Here is a 24,935-nt window from a genome sequence, read left to right as displayed (position 1 = left end):
GGCTCGTTAGCTCAGTTGGTAGAGCAGCGGATTGAAAATCCGCGTGTCCTTGGTTCGATTCCGAGACGAGCCACCAGTATTTCGGTTTAAATCCGAAGCAAAAACCCGCTAGCGCAAGCTGAGCGGGTTTTTTGTTTTTCTACGGTATATTTCGCCAGCGTTTGCTGCATAAGGCGCTTAGATTAATACATGCAATAAAAAAGGCAGCGTGAGCTGCCTTTTTGTCATTTAAGCCGTAAAAGGTTTAATCTTGGCGTTCAACTTGGCTAACGTCACGCACGGCGCCAGTGTCGGCGCTGGTGGTCATTGCGGCGTAGGCGCGTAGGGCTGGGCTGACCACGCGTTGACGCGAAACCGGTTTCCAAGCCAGCTTGCCACGGGCTTCCATTGCCGTGCGGCGTGCAGCAAGCGCGGCCGCGTCAATTTTTAGATTGATGGTGCGGTTTGGAATATCGATTTCAATCGTGTCGCCTTCTTCTACCAAGCCAATTGCACCGCCTTCGGCGGCTTCTGGGCTGGCGTGGCCAATTGATAGGCCAGAAGTGCCACCAGAGAAGCGGCCGTCAGTCAGTAGTGCGCATTCTTTGCCGAGGCCTTTCGACTTGAGGTACGACGTTGGATACAGCATTTCTTGCATGCCTGGGCCGCCTTTAGGGCCTTCGTAGCGAATAATCACGACATCGCCAGCAATCACTTCGTCGGCCAAAATACTGGCGACGGCATCGTCTTGTGATTCGTAGACGCGGGCGCGACCGGTAAATTTCAAGATCGAGTCATCGACGCCCGCAGTTTTGACGATGCAGCCGCGCTCGGCAATGTTGCCGTACAGTACTGCTAGCCCGCCGTCTTGCGAGTATGCGTGTTCTTTGCTGCGGATGCAGCCGCCTTCGCGGTCGAGGTCAAGGTTGGGGTAGCGCATCGATTGGCTAAATGCAATCGTCGTTGCGACGCCGCCAGGAGCAGCGCGGTAAAATAAGTGCGCCAAACTATCTGGACCATTTTTGACGATGTCCCATTGGTCTATGCCATCGCCGAGCGTTTTGGTGTGCACTGTTGGTACATCGCGATGAATGAGTCCGGCGCGCGATAGTTCGGCGAGTAGTGCAATTACGCCACCGGCGCGGTGCACGTCTTCCATGTGGTATTTTTGCGTTGCGGGGGCGACTTTGGCGAGGCAAGGAACGCGGCGTGAAATGCGGTCGATGTCGGCCATTTTGAAGTCAACGCCGGCCTCGTTCGCTGCTGCGAGCAAGTGCAATACGGTATTGGTGGAGCCGCCCATGGCCACATCCAGACTCATGGCGTTTTCAAATGCTTCGCGCGTGGCGATTGAGCGTGGCAAAGCAGATTCGTCGCCTTGCTCGTAATAACGTTTAGCAAGCTCAACAATGGTGCGGCCCGCTTGTAGGAATAGCTGTTTGCGGTCACCGTGTGTAGCCAGCATTGAGCCGTTGCCCGGTAATGATAGGCCAAGTGCTTCGGTGAGACAGTTCATCGAGTTGGCGGTAAACATGCCTGAGCAAGAGCCGCAAGTCGGGCAGGCGCTGCGCTCAACGGCGGCGACTTCTTCGTCGCTTACTCGGCTGTCGGCGGCCTCGACCATTGCGTCAACAAGGTCAAGTTTACGTACGGTGCCTTTCCAGTCGACTTTGCCCGCTTCCATTGGGCCGCCAGAAACGAAAATCACCGGAATATTGAGGCGTAGTGCCGCCATCAGCATGCCGGGGGTGATTTTGTCGCAGTTGGAAATGCAGACAATTGCATCGGCGCAATGCGCATTGACCATGTATTCGACTGAGTCGGCAATTAAATCGCGGCTTGGTAGGCTATACAGCATGCCGCCGTGGCCCATGGCGATGCCGTCGTCAACGGCGATGGTGTTGAATTCTTTGGCGACGCCACCGGCTTTTTCGATCTCGCGTGCGACCAATTGGCCCATATTGTGTAAATGAACGTGCCCAGGTACAAACTGGGTGAACGAGTTGGCGATGGCAATGATGGGTTTATCAAAATCACCATCTTTCATGCCTGTGGCGCGCCAGAGGGCGCGGGCGCCGGCCATATTGCGGCCGTGGGTGGTGGTGCGAGAGCGGTAAGTGGGCATGTCGATTCCTTGGGCAAAATTCAAAACACGTGGCCGATTGTATCGAAAAAAAGCCAGCCTAGGTTTTCGAAGTAAGGGGCTTTGATCTGAGAGATTGAATGTGGTGTGAAAAGGTGATTGAAGTTGTTGGTGAGGCGGTATAATCGGCGGCTACTTTTCTGGCGTTAAGGCGAAATTTTATTATGTTTGTTCATCCGCAGTTTGATCCGGTGGCGATTAGTCTCGGGCCAGTTGGTGTTCACTGGTATGGCTTGATGTATCTGATCGGCTTTGTGTTGTTTGTGATGTTGGGGCGTTGGCGGATTCGACGCGGTAATCCACCGGGTTGGCAAACAGCGGAAATGGATGATTTATTGTTTTATGGCGTGCTTGGCGTGATTTTGGGTGGGCGCTTAGGTTATGTCTTGTTTTATAAGCCGGCATTTTACTTGGCCAATCCAATCGATATTCTCAAGGTGTGGGAAGGTGGGATGGCTTTTCATGGTGGCTTTTTGGGGGTTTTGGTCGCCATGGCGCTGTTTGGCCGTAAAACTAATCGAAGTTTTTTCCAAGTAACTGACTTTATTGCGCCTTTGGTTCCTTTGGGTTTGGCGGCAGGGCGAATTGGTAACTTTATTAATGGCGAATTGTGGGGGCGCGTTACCGATGCCACTATGCCGCTGGCGATGATCTTTCCGCAGGCGCACGACGGATTGCCGCGTCATCCATCGCAGCTATATCAATTCGCTTTAGAGGGGGTGTTGTTGTTTATCGTGTTGTGGCGCTTCTCGGCTAAGCCTCGCGCTGTGGGTCAAACATCAGCATTATTTTTGATGGGGTATGGTGTGTTCCGTTTTGTTGCGGAATATGCACGTCAACCTGATGATTTCTTGGGTTTGTTGGCGATGAATTTAAGTATGGGGCAGTTGCTATGCTTGCCGATGATCGTCGCTGGGGCGATTTTGTATGCGTGGGCAACGCGACGAAACAAAATGCTGTCAAGAATCTAGGGCTATTTTCTTAATGAAATTAGTCCCTTAGTCGATTTTTTGTGGTTTGTACAATTTTTTTTGTCAAAAATGTTTGACGACTTGAGGGCCTGTAGTCATAATGCGGGCTCTCTTAGTGGCGGGGTTACCCCAGCGGTCAACGGGTCCGGACTGTAAATCCGGCGGCTCAGCCTTCGAAGGTTCGAATCCTTCCCCCGCCACCATTTAAAAGAGCTTGAATAAAGTTTAGAGAACGAATCAGTTATTAAGTATGCGGGTGTAGCTCAATGGTAGAGCAGAAGCCTTCCAAGCTTACGACGAGGGTTCGATTCCCTTCACCCGCTCCAGTTTATTGCCGATGTAGCTCAGGGGTAGAGCACTCCCTTGGTAAGGGAGAGGCCATGAGTTCAATTCTCATCATCGGCTCCAGTCAATTGTCAGTTATTAATTTATTTCAAGATCTCGAAAAGGAATAAGCGATGGCTAAGGAAAAGTTTACACGGACTAAGCCGCACGTTAACGTCGGTACAATCGGTCACGTGGATCATGGTAAAACAACGCTGACAGCTGCAATTACTACAATCCTGTCGAAAAAATTCGGTGGTATTGCTAAAGATTACGCGTCTATCGACTCTGCACCAGAAGAAAAAGCACGTGGTATTACTATTAATACTGCTCACGTTGAGTACGAGACTGAAAAACGTCACTACGCTCACGTTGATTGCCCAGGTCACGCGGATTATGTGAAAAACATGATTACCGGTGCTGCGCAGATGGATGGTGCGGTGTTGGTTGTTTCTGCAGCTGATGGCCCTATGCCACAAACTCGCGAGCACATCTTGTTATCTCGTCAGGTTGGTGTTCCATATATCATTGTTTTCATGAACAAAGCTGACTTGGTTGATGATGCTGAGTTGCTTGAATTGGTTGAGATGGAAATTCGTGATTTGTTGTCTAAATACGATTTCCCTGGCGATGATACGCCAGTAATTACGGGTTCAGCTCGTTTGGCGCTTGAAGGTAATCAATCAGAATACGGCGAGCCAGCAATCTTCCGCTTGGCAGATGCTTTGGATAGCTACATTCCTGAACCAGAGCGTGCAATTGACGGTACGTTCTTGATGCCAGTTGAAGATGTGTTCTCAATTTCTGGTCGCGGTACTGTTGTGACTGGTCGTGTTGAGCGCGGTATTGTTAAAGTAGGTGAAGAGATCGAGATCGTTGGTATTGTGCCAACAGTTAAGACGACTTGTACTGGTGTTGAGATGTTCCGTAAATTGCTTGACCAAGGTCAAGCGGGTGACAACATCGGCGCCTTGCTTCGTGGTACTAAGCGTGAAGACGTTCAACGTGGTCAAGTTTTGGCGAAACCAGGTTCGATTACTCCGCACACTAAGTTTACTGCTGAGATTTATGTATTGTCTAAAGATGAAGGTGGTCGTCATACGCCATTCTTTAGTAACTACCGTCCACAGTTCTACTTCCGTACTACTGACGTAACTGGCGCGATTGAATTGCCAGAAGGTACAGAAATGGTAATGCCTGGTGATAACGTATCAATCACTGTAACCTTGATCTGCCCAGTAGCGATGGAGCAAGGTTTGCGTTTTGCGATTCGCGAAGGTGGTCGTACGGTTGGTGCTGGTGTTGTTGCAACAGTAGTTCAATAAAAGGTTGCAAAAAGGGTTTAACGTTGTTATAGTTATGCCCTCTCCGTAGGCGAGTAGCTCAATTGGTAGAGTACCGGTCTCCAAAACCGGGGGTTGTGGGTTCGAGACCCCCCTCGCCTGCCACAATATATCAACGGAGCCGTTCCTTCATAGGAGCGGCTCTGTTTTATGGGTCGCCGATAAAGCAATGCAAAGCATAGAACGACTAAAAGTAGTAGCTGCCCTTGCCCTAGTGTTGTTGGGTGTTGCGGGTTTTTATATGGTTCCAGCGGGTCAATCCTTTTTGGGGTCTTTGTGTGTCGCGGTAGGTGTGGTGGCTGCAGGTGCGGTAATGTGGTTTACTACATTAGGTCGCACTTTTGTTGATTACGCTCGTGATTCAGTCAAAGAAGCTCAGAAGGTGGTTTGGCCAAGCAAAAAAGAAACATGGCAAGTGACTGCTGTTGTTTTCTTATTTGTCGGTGTATTGGCTCTGTTTATGTGGGCGGTTGACTCAGGTCTCGCTTGGTTGTTTTACGATGTCGTGCTCGGTCGCGGTAAATAAACGGAGGGTTCGATATGGGTATGCGCTGGTATGTGGTTCATGCGTATTCTGGCTTTGAAAAAAGCGTTCAGAAAGCATTGAAAGAAAAAATTGATCGCTTGGATATGGCACACTTGTTTGGTCAAGTGTTGGTCCCTGTCGAAGAGGTGATGGAAATTAAAAATGGTAAAAAAGCGCTGACTGAGCGTAAATTTTACCCAGGTTATGTTTTTGTTGAAATGGATATGACCGACGATAGCTGGCACTTGGTGAAGAGTACACCTAAAGTGACTGGTTTTATAGGCGGTAGTGGTACTAAGCCAATGCCAATTCCTGCGAAAGAAGTTGAGCGCATGATGCAGCAAGTGCAAGAAGGTGTTGAGAAACCACGTCCGAAGGTATTGTTTGAAGTAGGTGAGTCTTTGCGAGTTACTGAAGGCCCATTTGCTGATTTTAATGCGACAGTTGAAGATGTGGATTACGATAAGAGTCGTCTGAAAGTATCGGTGATGATTTTTGGTCGTGCGACGCCTGTCGATTTAGAATTTTCTCAGGTCGAAAAAGTCTGATCTGAGTTGGTTTTACGCAGTAATGCGTTTTTCATTGGGGAGCTGGCTGTTGCTAGCGTTTGACCCGCTTTTAGGAGTTGTATCGTGGCTAAAAAAATTGTCGGCTATGTAAAGCTGCAAGTGCCCGCTGGTAAAGCAAATCCATCGCCACCTATCGGTCCGGCATTGGGTCAGCGCGGTTTGAATATCATGGAATTTTGTAAAGCGTTTAACGCTGCAACCCAAGGCGTTGAGCCAGGTTTGCCAATTCCTGTTGTGATTACTGCGTATGCGGATAAATCATTCACTTTCGTGATGAAATCACCACCTGCAACAATTTTGTTGAAAAAAGCAGCTGGTATCACTAAAGGTTCTGCTAAGCCACACACAGACAAAGTTGGTGTTGTGACTCGTGCTCAGCTGGAAGAAATCGCTAAAACTAAGCAAGCAGATTTGACTGGTGCCGATATGGACGCTTCAGTACGTATTCTTGCTGGTTCAGCACGTTCAATCGGTATTACCGTGGAGGGCGTGTAAATGGCTAAGGTTTCTAAACGTCTAGCGGCTTTGAACGCTACTGTAGATCGCAATAAATTGTACCCAGTTGCTGATGCAATTGCTTTGGTGCAAGCTGCTGCTACAGCCAAATTTAACGAATCTATCGATGTTTCGTTCAATCTTGGTATCGATGCACGTAAATCAGACCAAGTAGTTCGTGGCGCTGTTGTATTGCCTAAAGGTACTGGTAAATCAGTTCGCGTTGCCGTGTTCACACAAGGTGCAAACGTTGAATTGGCTAAAGCTGCTGGTGCCGATATCGTTGGTTTTGAAGACTTGGCTGAACAAATTAAAGCTGGCGTAATGGACTTTGACGTTGTGATTGCATCTCCAGATGCAATGCGTATCGTTGGTCAGTTAGGTCAAATTTTGGGCCCACGTGGTCTGATGCCAAATCCAAAAGTTGGTACTGTAACTCCGAACGTTGCTGAAGCGGTTAAAAACGCTAAAGCCGGTCAAGTTCAATACCGTACTGACAAGGGTGGTATCGTACACGCAACAATCGGCCGCGCATCTTTTGCTGCTGCTGATTTGCAAACTAACTTGGCAGCTTTGGCTGATGCTTTGCAAAAAGCAAAACCAGCTAGCTCTAAGGGCGTGTATTTCAAGAAGATCGCTGTTTCTAGCACGATGGGTGTAGGCGTTCGCGTTGACACTGCTTCTGTACTAGCATAAAGACTTTGGGTTGCTGCGGGGTGTTTCGATATCACGCAGCAAAATGTCAAAGACCGTAGGCGCTAAATCATTGATTTAGCTTAATCACAGCGCCCAAACGCTAGCCTACGCAGACGGTGTGCCCAATGCAGGCTTCTCATCAACTATTTTAGTTGATACAAGTCTCCTGAATATTGGTCGCCGTTTGATTGGGTGGCGCGATTATTCGCGCTGAACTTAACTAATGGAGGTTGACCTTGAGTCTGAATCTTGACGACAAAAAAGCGGTCGTGGCTGAGATTGCAGCAGTAGTTGCAAATGCTCAAACCATCGTTATCGCTGAATACCGTGGAATCGGGGTTGCTAGCATGACTGCATTGCGCAAACAAGCGCGTGAGTCTGGCGTGTTCTTGCGTGTTTTGAAAAACACCTTGGCGCGTCGTGCTGTTGAAGGAACTCCGTTTGCTAGCTTGGCTGACCAAATGTCAGGCCCGCTGGTTTACGCGATTTCTGAAGACGCAGTTGCTGCAGCTAAAGTTCTCCAAAACTTCTCAAAGAAAGATGAGAAGATTAAGGTGATTGCTGGTTCGTACGAAGGCAAAGTATTAACTGCTGCTGAAGTTGCCCAACTTGCTACTATCCCGAGCCGTGATGAATTGCTCTCGATGTTGCTGGGCGTTATGCAAGCTCCAGTTGCTGCGTTTGCTCGTGGTCTTGGCGCTTTGGCTGCCAAGAAAGCTGAAGATGCTGCTCCTGCTGAAGAAGCTCCTGTTGCTGAAGTTGCAGCAACTGAAGCGCCAGCAGACGCTGCCTAAGGCTTTATACCAATTTTGAATTTGATTTAATCTGACAAGATTTTCAGGAGTACTAGAAATGGCTGTTACTAAAGAAGACATCCTTGAAGCAGTAGGTGCTTTGACTGTTATGGAATTGAATGACCTCGTTAAGGCATTCGAAGAAAAATTTGGCGTTTCTGCTGCAGCTATGGCTGTTGCTGGTCCTGCTGCTGCTGGTGCAGCCGCTGCTGAAGAACAAACTGAATTTGACGTTATCTTGACTGGCGCTGGCGCTCAGAAAGTTGGCGTGATTAAAGTTGTTCGTGAAGTGACTGGCTTGGGCTTGAAAGAAGCTAAAGACTTGGTTGATGGCGCACCTAAAGCAGTTAAAGAAGGCGTGTCTAAAGCTGATGCTGATGCAATCGCTAAGAAATTGATCGAAGCCGGCGCTACTGCTGAAGTTAAGTAATTGTTCTTGAAGTAATGTAGTGCAGGCAGGCGGAGGAATCCGCCTGCCCTTTTGCGTTTGTATACTGCGAGCTTGCTTACGGCTGTTTGAGTTGTGAGCAAATTATAATTTGCAGCTGGCAAACCAGAAACCGCTCACAACCGTAAGCGGGCGTTTTGCGGTTTGTCCATTGCGCCCAACCCCATGGAGAGTTTATGAGTATGAAATACTCGTTCACTGAGAAAAAACGTATTCGCAAAAGTTTTGCGAAACGGGCGAGCGTCCTCGAAGTGCCGTTTCTGCTGGCTACTCAGATCGACTCTTATACCGAATATCTGCAACTAGGTGTGCCAACTGAGGCGCGTCGCGAAATTGGCTTGCAGGCTGCGTTTAACTCGATTTTCCCTATCGTTTCCCATAATGAATATGCACGTCTTGAATTTGTGCATTATTCCTTGGGTGAGCCTGCATTCGATGTGATCGAATGTCAACAACGTGGCATTACCTTTGCTGCGCCGTTGCGTGCTCGTGTTCGTCTGGTCATTATGGACCGTGACGCAGCAAAGCCAACGGTAAAGGAAGTCAAAGAGCAGGATGTATATTTCGGTGAAATCCCGTTAATGACACGTAGTGGTTCATTCGTGATCAACGGCACTGAACGTGTAATTGTTTCTCAGTTACACCGCTCTCCGGGCGTGTTCTTTGAGCATGACAAGGGTAAAACCCATAGTTCCGGTAAATTATTGTTCTCAGCTCGTGTGATCCCTTACCGTGGATCATGGCTCGATTTCGAATTTGACCCGAAAGATTTGCTGTTCTTCCGTATTGACCGTCGTCGTAAAATGCCGGTATCAATTTTGCTTAAAGCATTAGGGTATACGGCTGAGCAGATTTTAGCTGAGTTCTTTGATACAGATACCTTCTACCTTACCGATGATGGCGTGTTTTGGGAATTAGTTCCAGATCGCTTGCGTGGTGAAGTTGCGAAGTTTGACATCATTGCTGATGATGGCCGTGTATTGGCGCAAAAAGATAAGCGTATTACAGCAAAAACGATTCGCGACATCACTAATGCCGGTATGACACGTATTCCAGTTCCACTGGATTATATGTATGGCCGTATGTTGTCGACTGCGGTTATTAGTCCAGAAACGGGCGAGCTTGTTGCTAAAGCCAATGATGAAATCACTGAAGATTTATTGGTTAAACTCGATAGCAACGAAGTAAAAGAAATTCAGACTTTGTACATCAATGATTTGGACCAGGGCGGCTTTATGTCGGCGACCCTGCGTACTGATGAAACCGTTGATGAATGGCAAGCACGCGTTGCGATTTATCGCATGATGCGTCCAGGCGAGCCGCCAACAGAAGATGCCGTACAGGCCTTGTTTAAAGGTTTGTTCTTTAATGAAGATCGCTATGATCTTTCTGCTGTTGGCCGCATGAAATTCAATAGCCGCGCATATCCTGATCGCTTAGAAGAGAAAGCGCCGGGCTGGCAGCGCCGCTTCTATGAGCGCGCAGGCAAAAAAGGCATCACAGGCCCTGGTATCCTATCAACTGAAGATATCGTTGCTGTTATTGGTATTTTGCTTGAATTACGCAATAGCCGTGGTGAAGTCGATGATATCGATCACTTGGGTAACCGTCGTGTTCGTTCAGTCGGTGAGCTGGCTGAAAATCAATTCCGTGCTGGTTTGGTTCGCGTTGAGCGCGCTGTTAAAGAGCGTTTGTCGCAAGCAGAATCAGACAATTTGATGCCGCATGATTTGATCAACGCGAAGCCAGTATCGGCTGCGGTGAAAGAATTCTTTGGTTCGTCACAATTGTCGCAGTTTATGGACCAAACGAATCCATTGTCTGAAATCACCCACAAACGCCGTGTTTCGGCGCTTGGTCCAGGTGGTTTGACGCGCGAACGCGCAGGCTTTGAAGTTCGTGACGTGCATCCAACGCATTACGGTCGTGTTTGTCCGATTGAAACACCGGAAGGTCCAAACATTGGTCTGATCAACTCATTGTCTTGCTATGCACGTACTAATGAGTATGGTTTCTTGGAAACGCCATATCGTAAAGTGATCAATGGTCAGGCAACGCTTGAAATTGAATACTTGTCGGCAATTCAAGAAGGTAAGTATGTAATTGCACAGGCCAATGCTGGCTTGGATGATGACAGCAAACTAACTGATGAATTGGTGACTTGCCGTGAAGCGGGCGAGACGATTGTTGCTACGCCTGATCGCGTTCAGTACATGGACGTGGCGCCAAGCCAGATCGTTTCTGTTGCAGCATCATTGATTCCATTCTTGGAGCACGATGACGCCAACCGTGCATTGATGGGCGCCAACATGCAACGTCAAGCTGTGCCTTGCTTGCGTGCAGAGAAGCCAATGGTTGGTACCGGTATTGAGCGTACATGCGCAACAGACTCGGGTACTGCTGTAACAGCATTGCGCGGCGGTGTCGTTGATTTCGTTGATGCAACTCGTGTTGTGGTTCGCGTGAATGATAGCGAAACGATTGCTGGCGAAACCGGTGTCGATATTTACAACTTGGTTAAATTCACTCGTTCGAATCAGAATACCAACACCAACCAACGACCTATCGTTGTTAAGGGTGATCGGATTGAGAAGGGTGATGTCGTTGCAGATGGTGCATCGACTGACTTAGGTGAGTTAGCGTTGGGTCAAAATATGACCATCGCTTTCATGCCTTGGAACGGCTATAACTTCGAAGATTCGATTTTGATCTCCGAAAAAGTCATTGCTGATGATCGTTATACTTCGATTCACATCGAAGAATTGAACGTGATGGCGCGTGATACCAAGCTTGGTCCTGAAGAAATTACCCGTGATATTTCAAACTTGTCTGAGCGCATGCTTGGCCGTTTGGATGAAGCTGGTGTGGTTTATATCGGTGCTGAAGTTGAGGCAGGTGATGTTCTGGTTGGTAAAGTAACGCCTAAGGGCGAAACTCAACTGACTCCAGAAGAGAAACTCCTGCGTGCCATCTTCGGTGAAAAAGCTTCAGACGTTAAAGATACTAGCTTGCGCGTGCCATCAGGCATGGTTGGTACGGTTATTGACGTGCAAGTGTTTACTCGTGAAGGGATTGAACGTGATAAACGCGCTCAAGCCATTATCGATGAACAGCTACGTCGTTATCGTCAAGACTTGAATGACCAATTGCGTATTGTTAATGATGACTTGTTCGAGCGTATCGAACGGATGATCGTTGGTAAAATTGCAAATGGTGGTCCTAAACGCCTAGCGAAAGGTACAGCCATCACTTCGGAATACTTGGCCGATCAACTTTCTAAGCACGATTGGTTCGATATTCGTTTGGCTGAAGAAGAAGCCGCGCGTCAACTCGAAGCAATGAAAGATTTGATTGCTCAGATGAAGCAAGAGTTTGAGTTACGCTTTGAAGATAAAAAGCGTAAATTGACTCAAGGTGATGAGTTACCACCTGGTGTGATCAAGATGGTTAAAGTGTATGTGGCGGTAAAACGTCGCTTACAACCTGGCGATAAAATGGCCGGCCGTCACGGTAACAAGGGTGTGGTTTCTAAGATCTTGCCAGTTGAAGACTTGCCACATATGGCAGACGGTTCAACTGTTGATATTGTCTTGAATCCATTGGGCGTTCCATCACGGATGAATATCGGGCAGATTCTCGAAGTTCATTTGGGCTGGGCAGCAAAAGGGATCGGTCAGCGTATTGATGCGATGTTACGTGAGCAACGTAACGTTGCTGAGATTCGTGAGATCTTGGATAAGATTTATCAATCCAAAGGCAAGGCCGAAGACATTAGTGATCTGAGCGATGTTGAAATCATGACATTGGCGCGTGGTTTGCGTACCGGCATGACTTTTGCAAGTCCAGTGTTTGACGGTGCTGATGAGTCTGAAATCCAAGAAATGCTTGATTTAGCATATCCAGATGAAGATGAACGCACGCAACAGTTGGATTTCAACTCAAGCAAGACACAAATGCAGTTGTATGACGGTCGTACGGGTGAGCCATTCGAGCGTAAAGTCACTGTTGGTGTGATGCATTACTTGAAATTACATCACTTGGTTGATGACAAGATGCATGCACGTTCAACCGGACCTTACTCACTCGTGACTCAGCAGCCGCTGGGTGGTAAAGCACAGTTTGGTGGTCAGCGTTTTGGTGAGATGGAGGTTTGGGCCTTGGAAGCATATGGCGCAGCGTACACCTTGCAAGAAATGCTTACTGTTAAATCCGATGATGTGAATGGTCGTACTAAAGTTTACGAAAACATTGTGAAGGGTGATCACCGCATTGATGCTGGCATGCCAGAGTCATTCAATGTATTGGTCAAGGAAATCCGTTCGCTCGGTATCGACATCGATCTGGAAACCTACTGATCTGTGTGAGGTGTGGGGAGGTGACTATTTAATGGTCGCCTCACACCTAACAACTCGCCCTCACTGGAGAATATTGGAATGAAAGGCTTACTCGAACTATTCAAGCAAGTCGCGCAGGACGAAGAATTTGACGCGATTAAAATTGGCTTAGCATCGCCAGAGAAAATCCGTTCTTGGTCTTTCGGCGAAGTGAAAAAGCCAGAAACCATTAACTATCGTACGTTCAAACCTGAGCGCGATGGTTTGTTTTGTGCTCGTATTTTCGGGCCGATTAAAGATTATGAGTGCTTGTGTGGTAAATACAAGCGTTTGAAGCACCGTGGCGTAATTTGTGAAAAATGCGGTGTAGAAGTTACTTTGTCTAAAGTACGTCGTGAGCGTATGGGTCATATCGACCTTGCTTCGCCTGTTGCTCATATCTGGTTCTTGAAATCACTCCCAAGCCGTTTGGGTATGGTACTTGATATTGCTTTGCGCGATATCGAGCGCGTATTGTATTTCGAGGCATTTATTGTTGTTGAGCCAGGCATGACACCGCTAACGCGTGGTCAGCTGCTGACAGAAGAAGATTACTTTACCAAAGTTGAAGAATACGGTGACGAATTTGTCGCTTTGATGGGCGCAGAAGCTGTCCGCGAATTGCTAAAATCTATGGATGTAGACCAAGAAATTAGCAACTTGCGCGCTGAGCTCGATAGCACTGGTTCTGAAACAAAAATCAAGAAAATCGCTAAACGTTTGAAAGTCCTAGAAGCGTTCGATCGCTCAGGTATCAAGCCAGAGTGGATGATCATGGAAGTGTTGCCGGTATTACCTCCGGAATTACGTCCATTGGTGCCATTGGATGGCGGTCGTTTTGCGACTTCTGATTTGAATGATTTGTATCGCCGCGTTATTAACCGTAATAACCGTTTGAAGCGCCTGCTTGAATTACGCGCTCCGGAAATTATTGTTCGTAACGAAAAGCGTATGCTGCAAGAAGCTGTGGATTCTTTGCTCGATAACGGCCGTCGCGGTAAAGCGATGACTGGTGCGAATAAGCGTCCGTTGAAATCGCTTGCAGATATGATTAAAGGTAAGGGCGGTCGTTTCCGTCAGAACTTGTTGGGTAAACGTGTCGATTACTCAGGTCGTTCGGTAATTACCGTTGGTCCTACTTTGCGTTTACATCAATGTGGCTTGCCAAAATTGATGGCGTTGGAATTGTTTAAACCATTTATTTTCCATAAGTTGGAAGTGATGGGCTTGGCAACGACGATTAAAGCCGCGAAGAAAATGGTTGAAAGTCAAGAGCCTGTTGTTTGGGATATCTTGGAAGACGTTATCCGCGAACATCCAGTGCTATTGAATCGTGCGCCTACATTGCACCGTTTGGGTATTCAAGCGTTTGAACCGACCCTGATTGAAGGTAAAGCCATTCAATTGCATCCACTCGTCTGCGCGGCATTCAATGCTGACTTTGACGGTGACCAAATGGCGGTTCACGTTCCATTGTCGCTTGAAGCGCAGATGGAAGCACGTACATTGATGCTGGCATCGAATAATGTCTTGGCCCCAGCTAACGGCGAGCCAATTATTGTTCCTTCGCAAGATATCGTGTTGGGCTTGTATTACATGACGCGTGAAGCGAAATACGCCAAAGGTGAGCGCCTCAATGAGGATGGCCAACGTTTGACGATTCTTGCTGACGTATCTGAAGCTTTGCGTGCTTACCAGAGCAAAGAAGTTACCCTACAGACTCGCGTTTCTATTCGTTTGAAAGAATGGTTCCGCAATGAATTGGGCGACTGGGAAAGCAAGATGGTCCGTCGTGATACAACGGTGGGTCGTGCAATTTTGTCTGAGATTTTGCCTAAAGGCTTGGCCTTCTCGCATATCGATAAGTCATTGAAGAAAAAAGAAATTGGTAAGCTGATCAATGCTTCTTTCCGTCGTTGCGGCTTGAAAGAAACGGTGATTTTTGCTGATCAACTGATGTATACCGGTTTCTCATATTCAACACGCGGTGGCATCTCGATTTGCGTCGATGATATGTTGGTTCCTGCGAAGAAAGTTGAATTGTTGGCAGCAGCACAAGCCGAAGTGAAAGAGATTGAGCAGCAATATAGCTCCGGTCTGGTGACACAAGGTGAGCGCTACAATAAGGTCGTTGATATCTGGGGTCGCGCTGGCGATCAAATTGCGAAAGCAATGATGGATCAATTGGCAAAAGAAACTGTTTACGATAGTAACGGCAAAAAAGACGAACAAGAATCGTTTAACTCGATTTACATGATGGCTGACTCTGGTGCTCGTGGTTCGCCAGCACAGATTCGTCAGTTGGCAGGTATGCGTGGTTTGATGGCGAAGCCGGATGGTTCGATTATTGAAACACCGATTACGACCAACTTCCGTGAAGGCTTGACGGTTCTTCAGTACTTTATTTCGACGCACGGTGCACGTAAAGGTTTGGCTGATACGGCATTGAAAACAGCAAACTCGGGTTATTTGACTCGTCGTTTGGTCGATGTGACACAAGATTTGGTTGTTACTGAAGATGATTGCGGCACGAAGCATGGCGTGGCAATGAAAGCCGTTATGCAAGGTGGTGATGTTGTTGAAGCATTGCGTGATCGTATTTTGGGCCGAATCGTTGTTAAAGATGTTGTAGATCCTTCAACTCAAGAAACTGTATATGAAGTTGGTTACTTGCTAGATGAAGATGCCGTTGACGAAATTGAAAGCCGCAATATCGATGAAGTCGTAGTACGTACTCCGTTGTCTTGCGAGACACGTTACGGTCTGTGCGCAAAATGTTATGGCCGTGACTTAGGTCGTGGGCAAATTGTTAATGCCGGTGAAGCGGTTGGTGTTATTGCTGCTCAATCAATTGGTGAGCCGGGTACACAGTTAACAATGCGTACGTTCCATATTGGTGGTGCTGCATCACGAGCTGCTGCTGCTAGCCAGGTTGAAGCGAAATCAAATGGTCGACTTGGTTTTAGCGCAAATATGCGTTATGTAACTAATGCGAAAAATGAGCTGGTTGTTATTGCACGCTCTGCTGAACTATTGATTCTCGATGATGTGGGCCGTGAGCGTGAAACACATAAAGTACCTTATGGTGCGACTCTTGCTGTTAAAGATGGTGACATCATTAAAGCAGGTTCAGTACTAGGTACATGGGATCCGCATACTCGTCCAATTATTACTGAGTATTCAGGTATTGTTCGATTTGAAAATGTCGAAGAAGGTATGACCGTTGTTAAACAAGTCGATGAAGTAACTGGCTTGTCAACCTTGGTGGTTATTGCCTCTAAAGCAAAAGTAACTGCAGCAAAAGGCGTTCGTCCATTAGTTAAGTTGCTCGATGAGAATGGCCAAGAAATGAAACTGGCTGGCACCGATACTCCGGTGACTATTTCATTCCAAGTTGGTTCTATCATTACGGTGAAAGATGGTCAGCAAGTGGGGGTGGGCGATGTACTTGCTCGTATTCCACAAGAGTCAGCTAAAACGCGTGATATTACCGGTGGTCTACCACGTGTAGCAGAGTTGTTTGAAGCTCGTTCACCAAAAGATGCCGGTATGTTGGCTGAGATCACTGGTACCGCTAGCTTTGGTAAAGATACTAAAGGTAAGCAGCGTCTAGTTCTGACTGATTTGGATGGCGTTCCTCATGAATATCTGATTTCCAAAGACAAGCATGTCATGGTGCATGATGGTCAAGTGGTTAGTCAGGGTGAGGTCATTGTGGATGGTCCTATCGATCCACATGATATCTTGCGCTTACAAGGTATTGAAGCACTTGCTCGTTACATCGTTCAAGAAGTGCAAGAGGTTTATCGCTTGCAGGGCGTGAAGATTAATGACAAGCATATTGAGGTGATTGTTCGTCAGATGTTGCGTCGAGTCGTGATTTCTGATCAAGGTGGTTCAAACTTCATCTTAGGTGAGCAAGTAGAGCGTGCTGAAGTTCTGATTATGAATGATAAGCTGGCCGAAGAAGGTAAGGAATTGGCTAAGTTTGACAATATCCTCTTAGGTATTACTAAGGCTTCATTGTCGACTGACTCCTTTATTTCTGCTGCATCGTTCCAAGAAACAACGCGTGTTCTGACTGAAGCAGCCATTATGGGTAAAGTTGACGATTTGCGTGGTTTGAAAGAAAACGTCATTGTTGGTCGTTTGATTCCAGCAGGAACAGGGCTGGCATATCACAAAAATCGGAAGCGTTTACTAGCAAAAGCCGAAAGTTTGGCTCCTTTTGCTGAAGCAGCTGCTGAAGTTATCGCTGAAATTGGGAATATTTCTGAATAAATGCTGAGATGCAAGCCGACATCTGTCGGTTTGCATTGACGTGTATTCATTCTTTTCCTTATAATTCAAAGTCTTTTTCTGCGGAGAGCGATTTTATCGCTCTCCGCAGCGTTTCCATTAGGGAAACCATAGCCGTGCCACAGTCGTGGCAAGGTCTTTTTTAACGCGGTAGGAAGTGAAAAACAATGCCAACTATCAATCAACTCGTTCGTAAAGGACGTGTTGCGGAAAAACTGAAGAGCAAAGTACCAGCTCTTGAAGCTTGCCCGCAAAAGCGTGGTGTATGCACACGTGTATATACAACAACTCCGAAAAAACCAAACTCTGCATTGCGTAAAGTATGCAAAGTTCGCCTCACTAACGGTTTCGAAGTAATTTCGTACATCGGTGGTGAAGGCCATAACCTGCAAGAGCATAGCGTTGTATTGCTACGCGGCGGTCGTGTAAAAGATTTGCCAGGTGTTCGCTATCACTGCGTACGTGGCTCTCTTGACTTGGCTGGCGTTAAAAATCGTAAGCAGTCTCGCTCTAAATACGGTGCAAAACGCCCTAAGGCTTAATTTGTATCGTATGAGTGGCGGCTACTAATGCAGTCGTCAAGTAAGTGGGCAATTTTATAGTTGTCCGCGGGGTTGTCCCCAGCTGAATGTCACATTAAGGAAGTATGTTATGCCAAGACGCAGAGAAGTCCCTAAGCGTGATGTGTTGCCAGATCCAAAATTTGGTAGCACAGAACTCGCAAAATTCATGAACGTTGTAATGCTCGATGGTAAGAAAGCCGTAGCTGAGCGTATCGTTTATGGTGCATTGGCCCAGATCGAGAAAAAGACTGGTAAAGATGCAATTGAAGTTTTTAACACCGCAATTGGCAATGTTAAGCCAGTTGTTGAAGTTAAGAGCCGCCGTGTCGGTGGCGCCAACTACCAGGTGCCAGTAGAAGTACGTCCAAGCCGTCGTCTGGCATTGTCGATGCGCTGGGTTCGCGAAGCGGCTCGTAAACGTGGTGAAAAATCAATGGATCTGCGTCTAGCAGGTGAACTTCTTGACGCGGCTGAAGGCCGTGGCGGCGCGATGAAAAAACGCGATGAAGTGCATCGTATGGCTGATGCTAATAAAGCATTCGCCCACTTCCGTTTCTAATCGCGTAATCAAGATAAGGAAATCGCCGTGGCTCGCAAGACCCCTATTGAGCGTTACCGCAATATTGGTATTTCCGCTCACATTGATGCTGGTAAAACAACCACAACAGAACGTGTTTTGTTTTATACCGGTGTTAACCATAAAATTGGTGAAGTTCATGATGGCGCAGCCACTATGGACTGGATGGAGCAAGAACAGGAACGTGGTATTACTATCACTTCTGCTGCTACGACCACATACTGGAAAGGTATGAGTCTGCAGTTTCCTGAGCATTTGATTAACATCATTGACACCCCTGGCCACGTTGACTTCACGATTGAAGTTGAGCGTTCAATGCGTGTTCTTGATGGTGCATGTATGGTTTATTGTGCTGTGGGTGGTGTTCAGCCGCAGTCTGAAACTGTATGGCGTCAAGCTAACAAGTACAAAGTTCCACGTTTGGCTTTCGTGAATAAGATGGACCGTTCAGGCGCCAACTTCTTCCGTGCTGTTGAGCAAATGAAATTGCGCTTGAAAGCAAATCCAGTACCAGTGGTTATTCCTATTGGTGCGGAAGATAAGTTTGAAGGTGTTGTTGATCTACTTAAAATGAAAGCAATTATCTGGGATGAGTCATCTCAAGGTATGACTTTCACTTACGGTGATATCCCTGCTGATTTAGTATCGGTCGCCCAAGAATGGCGCGAAAAAATGGTCGAAACGGCCGCCGAAGCTTCTGAAGAGTTGATGAATAAGTACCTCGAAGCTGGCGAATTGTCGGAAGCTGAAATTGTTGCGGCTATTCGTGCCCGTACTTTAGCTTGTGAAATTCAGCCTGTATTGTGTGGTTCTGCGTTCAAAAACAAAGGTGTTCAACGGATGTTGGACGCTGTGATCGAGTTCTTGCCGTCACCTGTAGATATTGATGCAGTTAAAGGTATGGATGATCGTGATCAAGAAGTGACTCGCGAAGCTACAGATGACGCGCCGTTCTCTTCATTGGCTTTCAAGCTAATGAACGACCCGTACGTAGGTCAGCTAACATTCTTCCGTGTGTATTCAGGCACTTTGCAATCTGGTGACTTTGTTTTGAATTCAAACAAAGACAAGAAAGAGCGCATTGGTCGTCTTGTGCAAATGCATGCAAATGATCGTAAAGAAATTGATGAAGTTCGCGCTGGTGACATCGCTGCTGCTATCGGTTTGAAAGATGTAACAACTGGTGAAACTCTTTGCGATTTAAAAGATGTAATTATTCTTGAGCGCATGGTATTCCCAGAGCCAGTAATTCACGTTGCTGTTGAGCCAAAAACTAAGGCTGACCAAGAAAAAATGGGTCTAGCTTTGGGTCGCTTGTCTAAAGAAGATCCTTCTTTCCGTGTTAAAACGGACGAAGAGACTGGTCAGACAATTATGTCTGGCATGGGTGAGTTGCATTTGGAGATCTTGGTTGATCGTATGCGTCGTGAGTTTGGTGTTGATGCAAACGTTGGTGCGCCACAAGTGGCCTACCGCGAAACCATTACTCAAGTCGCTGCAGATGTTCAAGGTAAGCACGCGAAACAGTCCGGTGGTAAGGGTCAGTACGGTGATGTGACTATTACTATTGAACCGGCTGGTGAAGGCAACGGTTATAGCTTTGTTGACGAAATTAAGGGCGGTGTGATTCCTCGTGAATTCATTCCTTCTGTTGATAAAGGTATCCAAAATACACTGAAATCTGGTGTGTTGGCTGGCTTCCCTGTTGTTGACGTTAAAGTTCGCCTGACATTTGGTTCGTACCATGACGTGGACTCGTCGCAAATTGCCTTTGAACTTGCTGGCTCTATGGCATTCAAAGAAGCTATGCGTCGTGCTGGTCCTGTAATTCTTGAGCCAATGATGTACGTTGAAATTGAAACGCCTGAAGATTACATGGGCGACATCATGGGTGATATTTCTTCTCGTCGTGGTCTATTGCAAGGTATGGATGATAATCCTGCCGGCGGAAAAATGATTAAAGCGGAAGTTCCATTGTCTGAGATGTTTGGTTACTCGACAACTCTGCGCTCTATGTCGCAAGGTCGTGCTACATACTCAATGGAATTTAAGCATTATTCAATTGCGCCTAAGCATATTGCTGATGCAATTGTTACTAAGAAATAATTTTAATTAAGGAATTTTGAAAAATGGCAAAAGAAAAGTTTACACGGACTAAGCCGCACGTTAACGTCGGTACAATCGGTCACGTGGATCATGGTAAAACAACGCTGACAGCTGCAATTACTACAATCCTGTCGAAAAAATTCGGTGGTATTGCTAAAGATTACGCGTCTATCGACTCTGCACCAGAAGAAAAAGCACGTGGTATTACTATTAATACTGCTCACGTTGAGTACGAGACTGAAAAACGTCACTACGCTCACGTTGATTGCCCAGGTCACGCGGATTATGTGAAAAACATGATTACCGGTGCTGCGCAGATGGATGGTGCGGTGTTGGTTGTTTCTGCAGCTGACGGTCCTATGCCACAAACTCGCGAGCACATCTTGTTGTCTCGTCAGGTTGGTGTTCCATATATTATTGTTTTCATGAATAAAGCTGACTTGGTTGATGATGCTGAGTTGCTTGAATTGGTTGAGATGGAAATTCGTGATTTGTTGTCTAAATACGATTTCCCTGGCGATGATACGCCAGTAATTACTGGTTCAGCTCGTTTGGCGCTTGAAGGTAATCAATCAGAATACGGCGAGCCAGCAATCTTCCGCTTGGCAGATGCTTTGGATAGCTACATTCCTGAACCAGAGCGTGCAATTGACGGTACGTTCTTGATGCCAGTTGAAGATGTGTTCTCAATTTCTGGTCGCGGTACTGTTGTGACTGGTCGTGTTGAGCGCGGTATTGTTAAAGTAGGTGAAGAGATCGAGATCGTTGGTATTGTGCCAACAGTTAAGACGACTTGTACTGGTGTTGAGATGTTCCGTAAATTGCTTGACCAAGGTCAAGCGGGTGACAACATCGGCGCCTTGCTTCGTGGTACTAAGCGTGAAGACGTTCAACGTGGTCAAGTTTTGGCGAAACCAGGTTCGATTACTCCGCACACTAAGTTTACTGCTGAGATTTATGTATTGTCTAAAGATGAAGGTGGTCGTCATACGCCATTCTTTAGTAACTACCGTCCACAGTTCTACTTCCGTACTACTGACGTAACTGGCGCGATTGAATTGCCAGAAGGTACAGAAATGGTAATGCCTGGTGATAACGTATCAATCACTGTAACCTTGATCTGCCCAGTAGCGATGGAGCAAGGTTTGCGTTTCGCGATTCGCGAAGGTGGTCGTACGGTTGGCGCTGGTGTTGTTGCCACTGTTCTTGCTTAAGGAACTTGGAAATGCAAAATCAGAAAATTCGTATCCGCTTAAAAGCTTTTGATTATTCTTTGATCGATCGTTCGGCTCAAGAAATTGTTGAAACTGCAAAGCGTACAGGCGCAGTTGTTAAGGGTCCAATTCCTTTGCCAACAAAAATTGAGCGCTATGATATCTTGAGTTCACCACACGTAAATAAAACTGCGCGTGATCAATTTGAGATTCGCACTCACTTGCGTATGTTGGATATTGTTGATCCGACTGACAAGACTGTTGATGCATTGATGAAGCTGGACTTGCCAGCTGGTGTTGATGTTGAGATTAAGTTGAACTAATGACTCAGTTTTGCCGTTGAGGGCGAAAGCCCTTGCGACGGTTAATAAACTTTGTTAGTATCTCGGGCTTGCCAATTAATGTGGCAAGCCCGTTTTATTTTTTAATAGTCATAGCCAGTCAATCGTAACTGGCCCTTGAAAAGGGAATAACTATGAGCTTAGGTCTTGTAGGTCGCAAAGTCGGCATGACCCGCGTATTTGCTGAGGATGGTGCTTCCATTCCAGTAACTGTGTTGGACATGGCTGCAAATCGCGTCACGCAAATCAAAACTCTGGAAGCTGACGGCTACTCTGCTGTTCAGGTTACTTTCGGTACAAAAAAAGCAAGTCGAGTGAATAAGGCTGAGGCTGGTCATTTCGCGAAAGCAGGCGTTGAAGCAGGTTTGGCACTCGTTGAGTTCCGTATTCCTGCAGAGAAAGCTGCTGAGTTGAAAGCTGGTGATGCTTTGTCAGTTGAGTTGTTTAGTGTTGGTCAAATGGTTGATGTTACTGGTACTAGCCAAGGTAAAGGTTGGGCTGGTGTTATCAAGCGTTATCATTTTGCTTCTAATCGTGCTACGCACGGTAATTCACTGTCGCATCGTTCTGCTGGCTCTATCGGTCAAGCGCAAGATCCGGGTCGTGTTTTGCCAGGTAAACGCATGGCTGGTCAGCTCGGTAATGTTCAGCGTACCGTGCAAAACCTTGAAATCGTGCGAGTTGATGCTGAGCGTCAATTGTTGCTGGTTAAGGGTGGTGTACCAGGCTCCAAGGGCAATGACGTTATCGTTCGTTCGAGCGTTAAGGCAGGTGCATAATGGAACTTAAAGTTGTTAATACGAAAGGCGAGGCTCAAGTAGCTGTTGCTGCTTCAGATGACTTGTTTGGTCGTGAATTTAATGAAGCCTTGGTTCATCAAGTTGTAACTGCATACTTTGCCAATGCCCGTAGCGGTAATCGCGCGCAATTGGGTCGTGGTAATGTAAAGCATTCAACTAAAAAACCATGGCGTCAAAAAGGTACTGGCCGTGCTCGTGCTGGTATGACATCTTCTCCGTTGTGGCGTGGTGGTGGTCGTGCATTCCCGAACAGCCCTGACGAGAATTTTTCGCATAAAGTTAACCGTAAGATGTACCGTGCTGGTATTGCAACAATTATGTCGCAATTGGTGCGTGAAGAGCGTCTGATCGTTGTTGATTCTTTTGCCCTAGAAGCACCTAAGACTAAGGCTTTTGCTCAAAAATTGGCAGAAATGCAGCTCGATAACGTGCTCATTGTGACCAAAGAATTGGACGAGAACCTGTATTTGGCTTCCCGTAATCTTCCGCATGTTTTGGTGTTGGAAGCGGCTCAGGCAGATCCAGTTAGTTTGGTGCGCTTCAAAAAAGTTGTGTTCACTCGTGATGCACTACAGGCTTTTGAGGAGTTGTTTGCATGATCAAAATTGCAGAAAATCGCATGCTTCAGGTGATTTTGGCTCCAATAGTTTCTGAAAAGAGCACTTTGGTTGCTGAGAAAGCTGAGCAAGTCGTATTTCGTGTTTCTACCGATGCGACTAAAGCTGAAATCAAGGCTGCCGTTGAACTTCTCTTTAAAGTGAAGGTTGAGGCGGTCAACGTAGTTAATGTTAAAGGTAAGTCTAAGCGTTTTGGCCGTACGAATGGTCGCCGCAAAGACTGGAAAAAAGCTTATGTAAGCTTAGTATCCGGTCAAGAACTTGACCTTGCAGCTGCGCAATAAGGGGACTAAACATGGCATTGGTAAAAGTTAAGCCGACATCGCCCGGTCGCCGCGCAGTCGTTAAGGTTGTAAGTCCTGACTTGCATAAAGGTGCACCGTACGCTCCTTTATTGGTTAAGAAATCAAAGACTGGTGGCCGTAATAACAATGGTCACATCACTACTCGTCATATCGGTGGTGGTCATAAGCAGCATTATCGCTTGGTTGATTTCCGTCGCAATAAAGATGGTATTGTCGCGAAAGTTGAGCGTTTAGAATACGATCCAAACCGCACTGCTAATATTGCTTTGTTGTGCTATACGGATGGTGAGCGTGCTTACATTATTGCCCCTAAAGGCTTGAGTGCAGGCATGACGGTTGTATCTGGTTCAGATGCTCCGATCAAGGTTGGTAATACACTACCTATCCGCAATATTCCGGTGGGTTCGACAATTCACTGCATCGAAATGCAGCCTGGCAAGGGTGCGCAGATTGCGCGTTCGGCTGGTACTAGCGTTCAATTGTTGGCTCGTGATGGCATGTATGCTCAGTTACGTCTCCGCTCTGGCGAAATTCGTAAAGTACATGTTGATTGCCGCGCAACAATCGGTGAAGTGGGTAATGGCGAACACAGTCTGCGTTCATATGGTAAAGCAGGCGCGAAGCGCTGGTTGGGTATTCGTCCAACAGTGCGCGGTACTGCGATGAATCCGGTGGATCACCCGCACGGTGGTGGTGAAGGCCGTACTGGTGAAGGTCGTGTTCCAGTTAGTCCGTGGGGTCAGCCAGCTAAGGGCTATCGTACGCGTCGTAATAAGCGTACTAGCAATATGATCGTGCGCCGTCGTCCAGCGAATAAGAGGTAATGTAAATGGCACGTTCTCTTAAAAAGGGTCCATTTGTTGACCTGCACTTGTTGAAAAAAGTTGAGGCAGTTCGCGCGACTAACGACAAGCGCCCAGTTAAAACTTGGTCACGTCGTTCTACGGTATTGCCAGACTTTGTTGGTCTGACAATTGCTGTGCATAACGGTAAGCAGCACATTCCTGTTTACGTTAATGAAAACATGGTTGGCCACAAGTTGGGTGAGTTTGCACTGACCCGTACTTTTAAAGGTCACGCCGCGGACAAAAAATCCAAGCGATAAGGTGAAGACATGCAAGTATCTGCTGTACTAAGCAACACTCGCCTCTCCGCTCAAAAAGCGCGGCTTGTCGCTGACCTCGTCCGTGGCAAGTCCGTTGAGCAGGCGTTAAATATTCTGGCCTTCAGCCCTAAAAAGGGTGCAGTTTTAATTAAGAAGGTTTTGGAGTCGGCTATTGCCAATGCCGAGCACAATGAGGGTGCCGATATCGATACTCTTAAAGTGAAAACGATTTATGTGGATAAAGGGCCTTCTTTGAAGCGTTTTACTGCACGTGCTAAAGGCCGTGGCAATAAAATCGAGAAGCAAACTTGCCACATTACGCTGACTGTTGGCGATTAAGGAGCGAC

At 46.9% G+C, this 24,935-nt stretch carries 22 protein-coding genes and 5 tRNA genes; 26 read left to right on the top strand and 1 reads right to left on the bottom strand.

What is annotated here, in order from left to right:
• Positions 1–76 (top strand) — tRNA-Phe (locus HQN60_RS04085).
• 168 nt (positions 77–244) lie between these two features.
• On the opposite strand, the gene ilvD is transcribed toward HQN60_RS04085, so the two are convergent.
• Positions 245–2,104: a dihydroxy-acid dehydratase gene (gene ilvD / locus HQN60_RS04080; protein WP_173532464.1), complete on the bottom strand. Its 1,860-nt coding sequence runs from the start codon at positions 2,102–2,104 to the stop codon at positions 245–247.
• Positions 2,105–2,286: 182 nt separating this feature from the next.
• On the opposite strand from ilvD, the gene lgt reads away from it, so the two are divergent.
• The 25 genes from lgt to rplV all read left to right on the top strand — a co-directional run bounded on the left by lgt (position 2,287) and on the right by rplV (position 24,927).
• Positions 2,287–3,093 (top strand): prolipoprotein diacylglyceryl transferase, encoded by an 807-nt coding sequence (lgt, locus tag HQN60_RS04075; protein WP_173532463.1) that lies wholly within the window; start codon positions 2,287–2,289, stop codon positions 3,091–3,093.
• Positions 3,094–3,210: 117 nt separating this feature from the next.
• A tRNA-Tyr gene (locus HQN60_RS04070) sits at positions 3,211–3,296 on the top strand.
• Between the two features lie 49 nt (positions 3,297–3,345).
• Positions 3,346–3,419 (top strand) — tRNA-Gly (locus tag HQN60_RS04065).
• 7 nt (positions 3,420–3,426) lie between these two features.
• A tRNA-Thr gene (locus tag HQN60_RS04060) sits at positions 3,427–3,501 on the top strand.
• Positions 3,502–3,551: 50 nt separating this feature from the next.
• Entirely contained in the window at positions 3,552–4,742 is a 1,191-nt protein-coding gene (gene tuf, locus HQN60_RS04055; protein ID WP_173532462.1) for an elongation factor Tu, read from the top strand.
• Positions 4,743–4,789: 47 nt separating this feature from the next.
• Positions 4,790–4,865 (top strand) — tRNA-Trp (locus HQN60_RS04050).
• Between the two features lie 64 nt (positions 4,866–4,929).
• Positions 4,930–5,286 (top strand): preprotein translocase subunit SecE, encoded by a 357-nt coding sequence (gene secE, locus HQN60_RS04045; protein ID WP_173532461.1) that lies wholly within the window; start codon positions 4,930–4,932, stop codon positions 5,284–5,286.
• Between the two features lie 14 nt (positions 5,287–5,300).
• Positions 5,301–5,834, top strand: coding sequence for a transcription termination/antitermination protein NusG (gene nusG, locus HQN60_RS04040; RefSeq protein ID WP_173532460.1), 534 nt, complete (start codon positions 5,301–5,303; stop codon positions 5,832–5,834).
• An 84-nt stretch (positions 5,835–5,918) separates the two neighbouring features.
• The gene (gene rplK / locus HQN60_RS04035; RefSeq protein ID WP_173532459.1) at positions 5,919–6,350 is read left to right on the top strand and encodes a 50S ribosomal protein L11; all 432 of its coding nucleotides are present in this window, start codon (positions 5,919–5,921) and stop codon (positions 6,348–6,350) included.
• Positions 6,351–7,046: a 50S ribosomal protein L1 gene (rplA, locus tag HQN60_RS04030; RefSeq protein WP_173532458.1), complete on the top strand. Its 696-nt coding sequence runs from the start codon at positions 6,351–6,353 to the stop codon at positions 7,044–7,046.
• A gap of 236 nt (positions 7,047–7,282) precedes the next feature.
• A complete protein-coding gene (rplJ, locus tag HQN60_RS04025) occupies positions 7,283–7,840 on the top strand; it encodes a 50S ribosomal protein L10 (RefSeq protein ID WP_173532457.1) in 558 nt (185 codons plus the stop codon).
• 58 nt (positions 7,841–7,898) lie between these two features.
• A complete protein-coding gene (gene rplL / locus HQN60_RS04020) occupies positions 7,899–8,270 on the top strand; it encodes a 50S ribosomal protein L7/L12 (protein WP_173532456.1) in 372 nt (123 codons plus the stop codon).
• 200 nt (positions 8,271–8,470) lie between these two features.
• The gene (rpoB, locus tag HQN60_RS04015; RefSeq protein ID WP_173534590.1) at positions 8,471–12,643 is read left to right on the top strand and encodes a DNA-directed RNA polymerase subunit beta; all 4,173 of its coding nucleotides are present in this window, start codon (positions 8,471–8,473) and stop codon (positions 12,641–12,643) included.
• A 78-nt stretch (positions 12,644–12,721) separates the two neighbouring features.
• Positions 12,722–16,942 (top strand): DNA-directed RNA polymerase subunit beta', encoded by a 4,221-nt coding sequence (gene rpoC, locus HQN60_RS04010; RefSeq protein WP_173532455.1) that lies wholly within the window; start codon positions 12,722–12,724, stop codon positions 16,940–16,942.
• Positions 16,943–17,127: 185 nt separating this feature from the next.
• Positions 17,128–17,502 (top strand): 30S ribosomal protein S12, encoded by a 375-nt coding sequence (gene rpsL / locus HQN60_RS04005; protein ID WP_173532454.1) that lies wholly within the window; start codon positions 17,128–17,130, stop codon positions 17,500–17,502.
• Between the two features lie 109 nt (positions 17,503–17,611).
• Positions 17,612–18,082, top strand: a complete 471-nt coding sequence (gene rpsG, locus HQN60_RS04000; protein WP_173532453.1) for a 30S ribosomal protein S7 — start codon at positions 17,612–17,614, stop codon at positions 18,080–18,082.
• A 27-nt stretch (positions 18,083–18,109) separates the two neighbouring features.
• The gene (gene fusA / locus HQN60_RS03995) at positions 18,110–20,206 is read left to right on the top strand and encodes an elongation factor G (protein ID WP_173532452.1); all 2,097 of its coding nucleotides are present in this window, start codon (positions 18,110–18,112) and stop codon (positions 20,204–20,206) included.
• 23 nt (positions 20,207–20,229) lie between these two features.
• Positions 20,230–21,420, top strand: a complete 1,191-nt coding sequence (gene tuf, locus HQN60_RS03990; protein WP_173532451.1) for an elongation factor Tu — start codon at positions 20,230–20,232, stop codon at positions 21,418–21,420.
• A gap of 11 nt (positions 21,421–21,431) precedes the next feature.
• Positions 21,432–21,743 carry a 30S ribosomal protein S10 gene (gene rpsJ, locus HQN60_RS03985; protein WP_173532450.1) on the top strand — a complete coding sequence of 104 codons (312 nt, stop codon included), beginning with the start codon at positions 21,432–21,434 and terminating at the stop codon, positions 21,741–21,743.
• 152 nt (positions 21,744–21,895) lie between these two features.
• Complete coding sequence (gene rplC, locus HQN60_RS03980) at positions 21,896–22,540, top strand: 50S ribosomal protein L3 (protein ID WP_173532449.1); 645 nt, start codon at positions 21,896–21,898, stop codon at positions 22,538–22,540.
• Positions 22,540–23,160: a 50S ribosomal protein L4 gene (rplD, locus tag HQN60_RS03975; protein WP_173532448.1), complete on the top strand. Its 621-nt coding sequence runs from the start codon at positions 22,540–22,542 to the stop codon at positions 23,158–23,160. Before rplC ends, rplD begins: the two co-directional genes overlap by 1 nt.
• 5 nt (positions 23,161–23,165) lie before the next feature.
• Complete coding sequence (gene rplW / locus HQN60_RS03970) at positions 23,166–23,462, top strand: 50S ribosomal protein L23 (protein ID WP_203564299.1); 297 nt, start codon at positions 23,166–23,168, stop codon at positions 23,460–23,462.
• A gap of 11 nt (positions 23,463–23,473) precedes the next feature.
• The gene (gene rplB / locus HQN60_RS03965; protein ID WP_173532446.1) at positions 23,474–24,307 is read left to right on the top strand and encodes a 50S ribosomal protein L2; all 834 of its coding nucleotides are present in this window, start codon (positions 23,474–23,476) and stop codon (positions 24,305–24,307) included.
• Between the two features lie 5 nt (positions 24,308–24,312).
• On the top strand, positions 24,313–24,588 hold the full coding sequence (rpsS, locus tag HQN60_RS03960) for a 30S ribosomal protein S19 (RefSeq protein ID WP_027469928.1): 276 nt from the start codon (positions 24,313–24,315) through the stop codon (positions 24,586–24,588).
• Between the two features lie 9 nt (positions 24,589–24,597).
• Entirely contained in the window at positions 24,598–24,927 is a 330-nt protein-coding gene (gene rplV, locus HQN60_RS03955) for a 50S ribosomal protein L22 (RefSeq protein ID WP_173532445.1), read from the top strand.
• The last annotated feature ends 8 nt before the right edge of the window (positions 24,928–24,935 follow it).

The sequence above is a fragment of the Deefgea piscis genome (assembly GCF_013284055.1).
Lineage (GTDB): Bacteria > Pseudomonadota > Gammaproteobacteria > Burkholderiales > Chitinibacteraceae > Deefgea > Deefgea piscis.
The sequence above is the reverse complement of the archived record's forward strand: the minus strand, read 5'-3'. Positions and strand labels throughout refer to the sequence as shown.